This is a genomic window from Acinetobacter sp. 766875 (assembly GCF_000582055.1).
Taxonomy (GTDB): domain Bacteria; phylum Pseudomonadota; class Gammaproteobacteria; order Pseudomonadales; family Moraxellaceae; genus Acinetobacter; species Acinetobacter nosocomialis.
In genome coordinates, this window is record NZ_JEXX01000002.1 from 237130 (window position 1) to 250751 (window position 13622).

The following is a 13622-nucleotide window of genomic DNA, read 5'->3' on the forward strand; positions in this document are numbered from 1 at the left end:
TCACATTCTTGTCATGGCAACCTGTTGAGATAAAGCGAACTAAAAAGAGGTATAAAATTATGGCCGGTTTATCTATTTGGCATGTCGTCATTTTCGCAATTGTAGTTATTTTATTGTTCGGTACATCTAAATTAAAAAATATTGGTAAAGATGTTGGCGGTGCAGTAAGAGACTTTAAAAAATCAGTTCGTGAAGAAGACGAAGCTGCATCTTTAAATACTCCTCGTACAATCGATGCACAAGTTAAAACATCTGAAAGCACATCAGTGAAAAGCTAAAGGTTTGACCCATGCTTGATGTAGGAATGACAGAGCTACTCTGTTTTGCAATTATTGCAATTTTAGTTTTAGGTCCAGATAAGCTTCCCGAAGCTGCACGCTTTGCAGGCCGCTGGTATGTTCGACTAAAACGCTATATTACCAATCTGCAAAACGAGATTGATCAGGAGCTGCGTCTTTCTGAGTTCCGCAAAGAAATGCAAGAGGAACTTAATCGCATCGAAGCATTGGAACGAAAAGTACAGCAACAGCTTGAAGAAATACAAAAACAGCAGATTTCAGAACATTTAGAAGTTACTGAAACGCCTAAAACAACACCAAAGCCTATTCGGAAATGTATTCCTATATCAGACCATTACAAAGTACCGTATGTTGCTAAACCTACGCCTTTAGTGACTCAAACTGATATTGCAGAAACATCTCCTGTTGAATTGAAGATTGCCGTATGAACCAACTGCCTTCAACCACTGTAAATAGTCAAGAAAACTTAGACCAAATGCCAATCATGAATCATTTGGTTGTTTTAAGACGCCATTTATTCAGGATTGTAGGGGTAACATTATTCTTATTCTTTTGTTTATTACCCTTTCGAAATAATACTTACCAATTATTATCTGAGCCTTTAAGGTTACAACTTCCTGCGTCATCGTCAATGATTGCAACAGATGTAACAGCAACCTTTATGGCGCCATTTAAACTTAATTTATTTGTCGCACTTATGCTTGCAATGCCATTTATTCTTTATGAAATATGGTCTTTTGTTCGCCCTGCGCTTTATCAAAAAGAACGCCATTTAGCGCTTCCATTACTGATTGGTAGTATTGTCCTATTTTATGCAGGTGTCGCTTTTGCTTATTACATTACCTTGCCTGCCATATTACATTTCTTTATTAGCGTTTCACCTGAAACAGTAGCACCAATGACCGATATTAATAGTTATTTAAGCTTCTGTTTAAAGCTATTTTTGGTATTTGGTGTGACCTTTGAGATTCCTATCGCGACCTTATTACTGATTTTAATTGGTGTAGTAAATACGCAAAGCCTTGCTGAAAAAAGACGTTTTATTATTGTGGGCTGTTTTTTTGTTGCAATGTTTATTACTCCACCAGATGCGATTTCAATGGTGATGTTAGCTATTCCAATGTGGTTACTTTTTGAAATAGGCCTACTGTTCGGTAAGATTCTTGAGAAGAGAAAAAGCCAGACTGCTGAATAATTTAAAACTTCTCTTTAAAAGCCCGAATATTAAAATTTGGGCTTTTTACTTTTAAATCGTCTTAATTAATCAAACCATAAACTGTCTTCAAAGTGACTTAAAAATGTAAGAAAAGTGTCATTTCCAATCCATAGAATCGACTCAACAAATATACACACAAAAGTTACGGATTTATTATGACAACTGCTTCTAACCACCCAACACGTCGCGATATTTTAAAATGGTTTACGGGGATTCCTTTTCTTCCATTAGGTGCGATGGCTACGGCAGCAACGTTAGCAGGCTGTAATGACAGCAATAATGATTCAGATGTTGTTACTCCACCACCAACAGTAAACTTTAAAAACGCAACCTTTACATCAATGGCAGCGCCATCTTTAGCTAACCCAGCGGCGATGGCAACCACAACTGTTGCATCAAGCCTTTCAATTAATTGGGAAGATGGCTCAAAAACTGACTACACATTAGCGTATAAGCCTTTCTTTACCACAGGTGATTTGGTTGCAGACGGTAAAGGTGGAAAAATTCTGGCGGGTGGTTATGTTGATATTAATAATCAACCAATTATTGATAAGTCAAAACCAGGCCAAGAACGTCAATTCTTCTCTGACTGTCCGGACGGAAGCTCTTTAATTAGCTTTAAACAAGCAACAGGCCGTGACTTTACCGATGCAGACAAACAAGCTTTAGGTGTTACTGGCAACCCTGTATTTCACGTAGTTCAATTTGAATATACGACTCGTGACCAAAGCTTAGCGTCTATGTATGGTTTACTACCATCTCCAATTGCGATTTTAACTTTAGACCAAGACCCTAAAACTGGTCATTTAACCCTTGTTAAATACCACAATGTTGATACCTCTAAAGTAAACGGTTTATGGATCACGTGTGGTGCAAGTTTATCTCCATGGGGAACTCACCTGTCGAGTGAAGAATATGAACCAGATGCAAACAATGTTGCTGGAAGCTATTTACCAGTATTTAGCAAAAACTTATTTGGCGACAGTACAAAAGGTAATCCTTACCACTACGGTCACTTACCAGAAGTTACTGTAAATACGGATGGTACAGGTTCAATCAAAAAACATTACTGTTTAGGTCGTATCTCTCACGAACTTATTCAAGTTATGCCAGATAACCGCACTGCATTGATGGGTGATGATGCAACAAATGGCGGTTTATTCATGTTTGTTGCAGATAAAGAAAAAGACTTATCTGCGGGTACGCTCTATGTAGCTAAATGGAAGCAAACCTCAGGCGTAGGTGCTGGTGCCGGTGATATTTCTTGGATTAACCTTGGTCACGCGACAAGTGCTGAAGTAAAGAGCTGGGCTGATCAATATAAGATTACCGACCTGATGGATGTAAAAACGTCTGATCCAAAAGATGCAAGCTATACCAAAATCCGTTATAGCGGTAAAGATAACTGGGTAAAACTTGTACCTGGTAAAGAACGTGAAGCGGCTTTCTTAGAAACGCATCGTTATGCAGCCTTGGTTGGTGCAAGTATGGGCTTTACTAAGATGGAAGGCACAACTGTAAATATCAAAGATAAAATCGCTTACTCTGCGATGTCTTATGTACAGTCTTCTATGGTTGATAAAACTACTGATATTCAAGTACAAGGTCCAAAAGCTGGTGCAATTTACGCACATACGTTAAAAGGCAGCCAAGTTGATAACAAAGGTCAGCTTATTAACAGTGAATGGGTATCGACTCATATGGAACCACCTGCAGCTTTAGTGGGTGAAGACCTAACAACTGCTGATGCTTTAGGTAATACTGCAAATGCAGATAAAATTGCCAACCCAGATAACATTAAGTTCTCTGAAAATTTACGTACCCTCTTCATTGGTGAAGATAGTGGTATGCACGTAAATAACTTCTTATGGGCATATAATGTTGATACCAAACAATTAAGCCGTATCTTATCAACACCTGCTGGCGCAGAATCTACAGGTTTGCACGCAGTTGACTCTGTAAATGGCTGGACTTACATCATGAGTAACTTCCAGCACCCTGGTGACTGGGAATCTCCATTACACGATAAAGTAAAAGCAACGCTTGATCCTCTTGTTCGTGCAAACTACAAAGATCGTTTTGCAGCAGCAGTTGGCTATATTACAGCTGACCCTATCGCACCATCTGTTGTGAAGAAATAATTCTTAGCGCAACTCAAAAGAAGCCTGCTTTATGCAGGTTTCTTTTATTTAAAAGCATTCATAAAAATAAAAAGCCCTTTTCTTTTTTGACTAAACGATCAAATTTTTCATTAAGTTATCATTAAAACGTCAAGACCTCGTCATATTCAAAATTTAAGCTAATCAAGACTTTTATAAAAAACTTATTTTGAATTAGGAATTTAATATGAACGATTTGACGCCATATCATGAAGATCAGGAATTAGACAACAACACTTCAGACAATATTCACTTTCGTGATGTTTTAGACCAATATGTGAGCCGTCGTAGCCTCATTACTAAAGCAGCAAGCGGTGCTGTGGCATTAACTTTAGCCTCTACTTTAACGGGCTGTAATGATAATAACGATGACTCTGGTTCTAATAACGGTGGAACTGCTCCAGTCGATCCAAACAAAAAGCCTGAAAAACTTACCTTTACGCCAGTGGCTAAAAATTTAAATGATATTGTGACCGTACCAGAAGGTTACGAAGCAAATGTAATTTACGCTTTAGGTGATTCTCTTAATCCTTCTTTTGGTGATTGGGACGATAACAATATTCCATCTGGTCCAAGCTTCCAGTTTCGCTCAGGTGACTGCCATGATGGTATGCACTATTTTGGTTTAAACACATCAACAAACCGTTTTGATGACACTGTTTCAGCACAAGGTTTATTGGTGATGAACCACGAATACATCAACCAAACCTTTCTACACCCTAAAGGTCCAACCAAAGTTGATGGACGCCGCCCAGAAGACGAAGTCATTCGTGAAACCAATGCCCATGGGGTTTCTGTAGTTCATATCAAAAAAGACCCTGCTACTCAAAAAGTCGAAGTTGTAAAAAACTCTATTTTTAATAGACGCATTACAGGTTCTACAGTCATGGACTTCGCTGGTGCCGCGGCAGGATCTAACTTACTTTCGACGCGTTTTTCGCCTGCTGGTCGCCAGACTCGTGGTACACACAACAACTGTGGTAATGGCTATACACCTTGGGGAACATACTTAACCACGGAAGAAAACTTCATTGGTTATTTTGCGCGTAGTACAACTGATGATGCGCTACGTACTCCAGAAGAAATTATTGCTCTTAAACGCTATGGTCTTAAAGCAGGATCAAGCTCTCGCTACGGTTGGGAAACCGCAATTGGTCAAGTAGAGGCGCAAGACCTATATGACCGCTGGAATGCCGATGTAAAAGCAGCTCAAGCAACTCAAGATTACCGCAATGGACCAAACACATTTGGCTGGATGGTCGAAATTGACCCATTTGATAACCGCCAAAATCCGGTTAAACGCACATCATTAGGCCGTTTTGCCCATGAAGACAGTGCATGCTGTGCCGTAGCAGGTCAACCAATCGCATTTTATATGGGGGATGACTCTCGTGGCGAATATATCTATAAGTTTGTTTCAACCGCAGTGTGGGACACAAAAGATATAAACGGCGGTTATGCAGCCGGTGACAAATACATGAACTCAGGTAAGTTGTATGTTGCCAAGTTTAATAACGATGGTTCAGGTCAATGGATTGAACTTGCCTACGGTAAAAATGGTTTAAATGAAAGTAACACTACCTATCCATTTAAATCTCAGGCAGAGGTAGTCACTTTTGCACGCTTGGCAGCAGATTCAGTCGGAGCAACTAAAATGGATCGCCCAGAGTGGGCTACCGTTAACCCAATCAATGGCGAAATCTATGTCACACTTACAAACAACTCAAACCGTGGAAAAGATTACCCTACAGATGCGGCTAACCCTCGTAACTATACCGATCTGTATGCAGGCACAAAAGAACAAAAGGGAAATGTGAACGGTCATATCATCCGTTTTAGAGAAGCCGATGACAAAACCACTGCTGAAACCTTCAAATGGGATATTTATCTGTTCGGTGCAGAAGCTTCGATGGCTTCAAATATCAATTTGTCAGGCTTAACAGATAATAACGACTTTTCGTCTCCGGATGGGATGTGGTTTGACCCACGCGGTGTTCTCTGGATTGAAACAGATGACGGCGCTTATACAGATGTCACCAACTGTATGATGCTTGCTGCCCTACCAGGTCAAATTGGTGATGGTGGTGCGGCAACTACATCAAATGGTCAGCAAACTATAACCGGTGCTAAAGTTACAGACGCAATATTACGTCGTTTCTTAGTTGGACCAAAGCAATGTGAAATTACTGGTATTGCTATGACACCTGACTACAAAGCTATTTTCATTAATGTTCAGCATCCTGGTGAAGACTCGGCAAGTTATGCAAAACCAGAAAGTAACTGGCCTGCCACACAAAAAGATCCAAGCAACAAAACTGCGCGCCCACGTTCGGCAACTGTAGTTATTACCCGTAAAGATGGCGGTGTTATTGCTGGTTAATTGATTTCTTCCTAGAAAATGCCGATCAAGTGATCGGCATTCTTTTAACGGTTTAGAGGCACCTGCTGCTGTACAATTTGGCCGCTATGTTCGCCTTGCTGGGTCTTTTCCAACCAAATCCATTCATTATTGGTCATTCTTAAGAAATTCGAACACCGGGTTCCATATACTGGACTTTGAATAAAAGTCGATGATAACAACTCTTCCATTTCTGGTTGAATGCCTGTATTTGGCAACAATGCTGTGGTGACCTTGCGCTCATCTTCTAAAATATCCCACGCTGCATGTTGTAAGCTTAACTCTTCTGTTTTGTGCTGATGCATAGGCAAGAACTCTTGCGTAAAACGTGTGCGTAAATGTCTGGTTTTCTCCCAGTGATCGGACATTAAACCATTCGAAACCACATAAACACCGTTGGCTAATACTTGAGGAGCCTCACCACGGTTACTCATATAGACCGCCTGATCAGCAGTCCCCATAAACAGGTTAAAACCAGCAAAGTTCTGTTGCCGTTGTTCTAATTGCTGAGCAAAGCGAATCGGTAATAAATCAGACTCTAAAAAAGCCTGAACCAAATGACCACGAGAAGTTTCATATTGTTTTTTATCATGTCCATCACGAAAATTGGTTAACACAGCCCATCGGCCCTGTGGCGTAACACCCATCCAAGTACCACCCGACTGTAAGTCTTGCCCTGCAATGATTGGCGTATGTTCCCATTGATGCAACAATGCTGTTGGTCGGTGATAAAACTCATCACGGTTTGAAATCAGACACAAGGGCATATCATCCAGAACATGCCATGCTAAAGCCACAATACACATTGATTCTTGTTCCCTATGTTTACACATTGAATGTACAACATTTTTCACATCATTCCGCTACAATCTGTCAAAACGTAAGATCAAGGAGCAGCAATGCTGACCTATCCTAATATCGATCCGGTCGCAATACATCTAGGGCCTCTTCAAGTCCATTGGTATGGACTCATGTATTTATTGGCATTTTTATGTGCTTGGGGACTCGCTTCCTACCGTGCCAAACAGCGTGATGGCTGGACATCGGACATGGTTTCCGATCTGGTGTTTTACGGTGCCTTAGGGGTTGTACTCGGCGGACGTATCGGCTATGTGCTTTTCTATGAGTTTGATAAATTCCTGGAAAACCCGATCTGGCTCTTCCAAGTCTGGACAGGTGGTATGAGCTTCCACGGCGGCTTCTTAGGCGTCATGATTGCAATGCTATTCTGGTGTAAAAAATATCAAAAAACATGGTTCCAGACACTCGACTTTATTGCCCCATGTGTACCGACAGGCTTAATGTTTGGACGCTTCGGCAACTTTATTGGTGGAGAATTATATGGTCGTGCGGTTACAGACCCGAATTATCCATTCGGAATGATTTTCCCAACCGACCCATTACATTTAGTTCGTCACCCTTCTCAAATTTATCAAGCGCTTTGTGAAGGTCTAATTCTATTCATTGTTTTGTGGTGGTTTAGCTCAAAACCACGCCCACGTATGGCCGTATCTGCCCTATTTTTAATGGGTTATGGTGTTGCACGCTTTGTAATGGAATTCTTCCGTCAACCAGATGCTGACCAAGGTTTTATCTTATTTGGTTGGATGACGAAAGGACAAATCCTCACCGTTCCAATGCTACTCATTGGCCTTTGGATGATGTGGTATGCCTACCAAAAGAAAATTTATGACTGGGGCCCTCAAAAGAACAGTTAACATCTAAATCAGAGGAGTTTCGGCTCCTCTTTTTTATGCTACAGTTTTTATCTCCCAAGAAAGAAGATTCGCCATGCTGGAATTCTGGTTTAATACGCAAGTCCCGACTTTTAAAAAATTAATGATCTTAATTATTACCCTCTTAATCTGTATTGGGTTATATCAATATCAACCATTGCCTTTAGATACTATTTTAATGTTTACAGGAACTGGGGTTATTTTTTTAATCTGCCGTTACTTTAAATTGCATTTTGCTCAAAGTAACCCAACCGGTTTACTTTATCGCCTATTTACGTGGGTGCCTATTGCCCTATTGTTTGCACTTATTTTTGTAAAAACCATGCCTAACTTACTGATCTGGGGCGTTCAAGGCATCGCATTTATGGCGCTTGCTGCTTTTATTTTTTCACCCCAATCGTTATTTAACAAATAGGCTCATTTTTTATGTTGGCTTATTGGTATAACGCACCGCGTCACATCAAACTCATCTTCATTATTGTCGTTTGTGCTGCAATTTATGCAGCCAATCAAGTTCAGCCTTTATCGTCGACTTACACTGTTCTTAGCCTCGTGTTAGGGTTCGGGCTTCATTTCGGGCAATATTTACAAACAAAAATTCCAGAGCACAGCTCATATAAATCTAAACTCCAGTTTCTGCTTAGAATTTACCCTCTCATTATTGTTGTTATTGTGATGTGGTTATTGCCCCCTCAACACAATTGGATCGCAACAATACAAGCTTTAGGCTTTGTACTAGTTGGATTTTTTCTTATTTCAATTTATCAAAATCGTGCCAAGCGTTTTGATTAATTACATCCATCAAAATCTCATAGAACCATTTTTAGATTTTCATCTTGGGCTACAACAGGTATCATCTTCAATGGTTCATTGATGTATTTATCGTTGAGCTGTCTCCCCCTTTTATTTTATGGAATTAATCCGAACTCGAGAGTGTTATGCGTGCATATTTAGACCTTCTACAACATATCCTTGATAATGGCGGTGACAAAGGCGACCGTACAGGCACAGGAACCCGTTCTGTATTTGGTCATCAAATGCGTTTTGATCTCTCTAAGGGTTTTCCTTTACTCACCACAAAAAAAGTTCACTTTCGTTCTATCGTGATTGAGTTACTTTGGTTCTTAAAAGGCGATACTAACGTTAAGTACTTGCAAGACAATAAAGTCACCATTTGGGATGAATGGGCAACAGCAGAACAAACTGCCCGTTTCGGCCGCCCAGAACATGAACTTGGTCCAGTTTATGGCCATCAATGGCGTAATTTCGGCGCAACCAAAAATGCCGATGGTACTTATAACCAAGATGGTTTTGACCAAATTAAATGGTTAATTAATGAAATTAAAACCAACCCAAATTCACGCCGCTTAATTGTCTCTGGCTGGAATCCAAATGAGGCAGGACAAGTTGCATTACCGCCTTGCCATACACTCTTCCAATTTTTTGTACAAGACAACAAGTTATCATGCCAGCTTTATCAACGTAGTGCTGACGTATTCTTAGGCGTGCCATTTAATATTGCCAGCTATGCCCTACTCACCCATATGATTGCTCAGGTGTGTGACTTAGGTGTTGGTGATTTTGTTTGGACAGGTGGCGATACGCATCTTTATGCCAATCATTTTGAACAGGCAAAACTACAATTGACGCGTGAGCCATTACCACTTTGCCAATTAAAACTTAATCCAGAAGTTAAAGATATTTTCGACTTTAAATTTGAAGATATCGAGATTGTAGGTTACGAGTCACATCCGGCAATTAAAGCACCAGTTGCAGTATAACGACGGCTTAAATTTCATTAGATTACGGTTTAGAGAATAAGATTATGGCATGGCAAAATGTAGAAGTTGTCCACGTTGTCGCAATGGACAAAAATCACTGTATTGGTAAAGGCAATGCGTTGCCATGGCATATCTCTGCCGACTTAAAACACTTTAAAGAAATCACACAAGGTGGTGTGGTGATCATGGGCCGTAAAACCCTTGAGTCTATGGGTCGTGCTCTACCGAACCGTGTGAACTGGGTAATTACCCGTGATATTAACTGGCATTTTGACGGTGTAAAAATTGCGTATTCAATTGAAGATGCTTTAAATGCTGCTTTAGAAGATGCCAAAAACACCGAAAAGCAAGCTTTATTCATTATTGGTGGCGGTGAAATCTTTAAGCAAACCTTGTCAATTGCAGACCGTCTTGAGCTCACTCATGTTGACTTAGATGTACAAGGTGATGCACATTATCCAACTATACCGAGTGAATTTCATAAAACTGCAAGCGAACAGCAAGTAGATGAAAAATCAGGAACTTCATTCGAATTTGCCACTTATAAAAAATAATTTTCTGGTCGCCTATGCACAATATCGGAACACGTGAATTTATTATCGCCCTCCTCTTCGGCGCTTTACATAGTTTATTCACGTTGTTTATTGTGCTTTCCAGCATTTGGGTATGCTTAGCCTTATGGGTGCAACAACCTTTTGGCTGGTTAGGCAGCCGTATTATTATTGGCATATGGATTGCCTTTGCTCTAAGTATGGCAGGCTTATATTTTAATGGGCATATCATTAGCCGTCGTACAGACATCTTAATTTATCTTTTAGCTTTTGCCTGTTCTTTGGTTTGGTACTTTTCGATTACAGCACGTCAAGACCGTGACTGGAACCCTGAAGTTGCCAATATGTTAAGTTACGAAAAACACGGCAGTGTTATTACTTTGCACAATGTCCGTAACTTCAACTGGCACCCTGATGGCACTTATGATGTCCGTTGGGAAACCCGTACTTTTGATCTAAACCAGTTAAATGGCATAAATATCATTACCTCTTATTGGATGGGGCCACAAATTGCCCATACGCTGGTCAGTTTCGAATTTAAAAATCAACAGCCTTTAGTTTTTTCAATCGAGATTCGCAAAGAAAAGACTGAAGAGTTTTCGGCAGTGGGTGGCTTTTTTAGAAAATATGAACTGAGCTTAATTGCGTCTGATGAAAAAGATATTGTCTACACGCGTAGCAACATCCGTAAAGAGCAAGTTTATAATTTTCCAGTCAATATGCCTCGCTCTGAACAAAAAGCACTATTTTTAGAATATCTTAAAAAGTCAGATGAGCTACGTGCACAGCCAAAATGGTATAACACCCTCACAAGTAATTGCACAACCTTGATTTTTGATATGGTTCAAGCCATTAACCCATATCAACTTCCTAAAGATTATCGGTTAATTGCGTCTGGTTACTTACCTAATTATTTATATGATCTTAAAGCACTTAATCAAAATATTAGTTTAAAACAGTGGTATCAAATCGCACATATCAATCCACGTACTGAGCATTTTGAACAACTTTCAGATCAGAGTAGTGAACACTTCTCTCAAATTGTGCGACAAGGTTTACCCAAAGCTGACTAGAGTCTGCTTGATATTTTATAGGCTCATTTTCGCCAAATATTAGAAGAATACTTTGATAGCATTGAATATGATCTGCAAAAATTACAAAGTAATTGTATAACTTATTCAATTTGTAAATTAACCAGTTTTCTAATAAAGGAAAATAATCATGACAGAAAAAATTACACCATTTAGTATTTCTAAGGTATTTAATGCACCTCGTGATCTTTTATTCAAGGTACATACTGATATTAATCACTTACAAAATTGGATGAGTCCAAAAAATTTCACAATCATTCATACCTCAATGGATTTTAGAGTTGGTGGCACTTATCACTATGGATTAGAAGGACCCGATGGAACACAAATGTGGGGTAAGCAAGTGTTTCGTGAGATTGTACCTAATGAGCGATTAACGTTTATTCAATCTTTTTCAGACAAAGACGGTAACAACACACGACACCCTATGTCACCGACATGGCCATTAGAAATGTTAGCAACCACAACTTTTGAAAATATTGATAATAAAACAAAAGTCACAATTACTTGGCAACCGTGGAACTCTGACGATATTGGTAACTCAACTTTTGATTCTGCACGCGATGGAATGACGCAAGGTTTTAATGGAACATTCTCCAATTTAGAAGCTTATTTAAAAACCCTTTAAATATAGAGGATCTGTTGGTGGCTATCGAAAACTAAATAAGTTATTCTCTTTTTCTTTACTTTTTTATACACGCTTTACTTTGTAATCTAGATAGATAGACCCTATTGTAATAGGCAGGAAATAGAGGGAAAAACAATGCAACAGGCATTATTTGGCGGCGGCTGTTTTTGGTGCGTCGAAGCCGTATTTTTACAAATACGTGGTGTAGAAAAAGTAACAAGTGGTTATGCTGGTGGGCATACAACTCAGCCAACTTATGAGCAAGTATGTCAAGGTGACACTCAGCATGCTGAAGTAGTTCTCATCGACTTTGATGAACAACAAGTTACATATTCTCAGTTACTTGATGTGTTCTTTGCAACGCATGATCCAACGACCTTAAATCGCCAAGGTAATGATATTGGTACTCAGTACCGCTCTGTTATTTACTATTTTAATGAAGAGCAAAAACAGGCAGCAGAACACACGATTCAAACGTTAAAAGATGACGATCTTGATATTGTGACTGAGCTGTCTCCTGCCCCGACATTCTATCCAGCCGAAGAATATCATCAGAATTACTATGCAAAGAATCCTTCACAAGGTTATTGCAACTTTGCGATTCCACCTAAGCTATTAAAGCTATATAGTAAATTCCAGCATCTAATGAAAGATCAATAAATTAGAGCAATAAAAAAGCAACCGACTTGGTTGCTTTTTTATTGAGTAAACTAAATTTTAGTTTTCACTTACAAAGGCAATATCGCTCAGTCCGGCTTCACTGGCGCGAGACATTACCTGAGCTACCGTATCGTACTTCGACTCTTTATCAGCACGAAGTTGAACGGTAGGTTTAACCGCGCCTTGACCTGCTTCTTGGAAACGTTTTTGAAGCTCATCAAGACTAATTACTTGAGTATCCCAAGCCACTTCACCATTTGCATTGATACTAATCGTAATTGCTTTTGGTGGTGGATCAATAATTTCAGCAGTTGTTTTAGGCAGTGTTAATGGAATCGATGGGTTGGCAACTGTTGCTGTGACCAAAAAGATGATCATTAACACCAACATAATGTCGATTAGCGGAATGAGGTTCATCTCATTTATGCCACTATCGTGGTCTTCACCCAATTGAAAAGCCATTAAGCTTGACCTCCAACATAACTTTGCTCTGCAGTTTTAACATCAGACTTTACAGTTGAGTCTTGCTGCAACATGGTGTCGATTAACAAACTGTGTGCTTGATCTTGTAAATCATGAGCAAGACCACGATTAGCACGTACACAAATGTTATAAGCCAATACCGCAGGAATCGCAACTGCAAGACCAAGACCAGTCATAATAAGTGCTTCACCTACTGGTGTAGCCACCTGAGCCAAACCTGCTTGTCCGCTCTTACCTACAGCAACCAACGCGTGGAAAATACCCCATACTGTACCAAACAAACCAACAAATGGTGCAATTGAAGCAATTGTTCCTAAAACAGAAATACCTTTCTCAGCATTGACTTTTTCAGCAGAAATTTGGCGCAATAATGCTTGCTCTGCAACTGCTTTACGCTGTTCAAAACTCAAAGGCTGTAACTTCGCTTTTAGCGAACTAATAGCTTTAGAGAGTTGAGCATAAGCTTGTTGTTTTAGTTGGCGAGTCCCCATCAAACGTAAGATGAAAACTGTCCAGGTAGCAATCGACATTGCCAATAAGATGAAATACAGGGTTTTACTCACTGCATCTGCATGTTGCCAATAGATTGAAAAGTTCATATTCGAACTCCTGATTAAGGT

General features: G+C 39.7%; 16 protein-coding genes. 13 read left to right on the top strand and 3 right to left on the bottom strand.

Annotated elements, in window-relative coordinates; translation table 11 throughout:
• Positions 1–59 precede the first annotated feature (59 nt).
• The 5 genes from J576_RS03565 (at position 60) to J576_RS03585 (ending at position 6054) form a co-directional block, all read left to right on the top strand.
• Entirely contained in the window at positions 60–278 is a 219-nt protein-coding gene (locus J576_RS03565) for a Sec-independent protein translocase subunit TatA (RefSeq protein WP_002053267.1), read from the top strand.
• Between the two features lie 11 nt (positions 279–289).
• Complete coding sequence (tatB, locus tag J576_RS03570; protein WP_002053452.1) at positions 290–727, top strand: Sec-independent protein translocase protein TatB; 438 nt, start codon at positions 290–292, stop codon at positions 725–727.
• Positions 724–1494 (top strand): twin-arginine translocase subunit TatC, encoded by a 771-nt coding sequence (gene tatC / locus J576_RS03575; protein WP_002053474.1) that lies wholly within the window; start codon positions 724–726, stop codon positions 1492–1494. The genes tatB and tatC overlap by 4 nt, the downstream gene beginning before the upstream one ends.
• Positions 1495–1670: 176 nt before the next feature.
• Positions 1671–3656, top strand: coding sequence for a PhoX family protein (locus J576_RS03580; RefSeq protein ID WP_002053376.1), 1986 nt, complete (start codon positions 1671–1673; stop codon positions 3654–3656).
• A gap of 205 nt (positions 3657–3861) precedes the next feature.
• A complete protein-coding gene (locus J576_RS03585; RefSeq protein WP_002053374.1) occupies positions 3862–6054 on the top strand; it encodes a PhoX family protein in 2193 nt (730 codons plus the stop codon).
• A 44-nt stretch (positions 6055–6098) separates the two neighbouring features.
• On the opposite strand, the gene J576_RS03590 is transcribed toward J576_RS03585, so the two are convergent.
• Complete coding sequence (locus J576_RS03590; protein ID WP_002053495.1) at positions 6099–6878, bottom strand: NRDE family protein; 780 nt, start codon at positions 6876–6878, stop codon at positions 6099–6101.
• Positions 6879–6971: 93 nt separating this feature from the next.
• Here J576_RS03590 and lgt point away from each other — a divergent pair, with 93 nt between their 5' ends.
• The 8 genes from lgt to msrA all read left to right on the top strand — a co-directional run bounded on the left by lgt (position 6972) and on the right by msrA (position 12519).
• Positions 6972–7790 carry a prolipoprotein diacylglyceryl transferase gene (gene lgt / locus J576_RS03595; RefSeq protein ID WP_002053387.1) on the top strand — a complete coding sequence of 273 codons (819 nt, stop codon included), beginning with the start codon at positions 6972–6974 and terminating at the stop codon, positions 7788–7790.
• 73 nt (positions 7791–7863) lie between these two features.
• Positions 7864–8223 carry a hypothetical protein gene (locus J576_RS03600; protein WP_002053200.1) on the top strand — a complete coding sequence of 120 codons (360 nt, stop codon included), beginning with the start codon at positions 7864–7866 and terminating at the stop codon, positions 8221–8223.
• Positions 8224–8234: 11 nt separating this feature from the next.
• Positions 8235–8600, top strand: a complete 366-nt coding sequence (locus J576_RS03605; RefSeq protein ID WP_002053416.1) for a hypothetical protein — start codon at positions 8235–8237, stop codon at positions 8598–8600.
• 146 nt (positions 8601–8746) lie between these two features.
• Positions 8747–9589, top strand: coding sequence for a thymidylate synthase (gene thyA, locus J576_RS03610; protein ID WP_002053494.1), 843 nt, complete (start codon positions 8747–8749; stop codon positions 9587–9589).
• A 44-nt stretch (positions 9590–9633) separates the two neighbouring features.
• A complete protein-coding gene (locus J576_RS03615; protein ID WP_000312548.1) occupies positions 9634–10143 on the top strand; it encodes a dihydrofolate reductase in 510 nt (169 codons plus the stop codon).
• A gap of 14 nt (positions 10144–10157) precedes the next feature.
• On the top strand, positions 10158–11213 hold the full coding sequence (locus J576_RS03620; protein WP_025467983.1) for a DUF4105 domain-containing protein: 1056 nt from the start codon (positions 10158–10160) through the stop codon (positions 11211–11213).
• Positions 11214–11361: 148 nt separating this feature from the next.
• Entirely contained in the window at positions 11362–11859 is a 498-nt protein-coding gene (locus J576_RS03625; RefSeq protein WP_002053247.1) for an SRPBCC family protein, read from the top strand.
• 135 nt (positions 11860–11994) lie between these two features.
• Positions 11995–12519: a peptide-methionine (S)-S-oxide reductase MsrA gene (gene msrA / locus J576_RS03630; RefSeq protein ID WP_002053439.1), complete on the top strand. Its 525-nt coding sequence runs from the start codon at positions 11995–11997 to the stop codon at positions 12517–12519.
• A gap of 57 nt (positions 12520–12576) precedes the next feature.
• On the opposite strand, the gene J576_RS03635 is transcribed toward msrA, so the two are convergent.
• On the bottom strand, positions 12577–12981 hold the full coding sequence (locus J576_RS03635) for an ExbD/TolR family protein (RefSeq protein WP_002053449.1): 405 nt from the start codon (positions 12979–12981) through the stop codon (positions 12577–12579).
• Positions 12981–13601 carry a MotA/TolQ/ExbB proton channel family protein gene (locus J576_RS03640; RefSeq protein WP_002053291.1) on the bottom strand — a complete coding sequence of 207 codons (621 nt, stop codon included), beginning with the start codon at positions 13599–13601 and terminating at the stop codon, positions 12981–12983. Before J576_RS03640 ends, J576_RS03635 begins: the two co-directional genes overlap by 1 nt.
• Positions 13602–13622 lie beyond the last annotated feature (21 nt).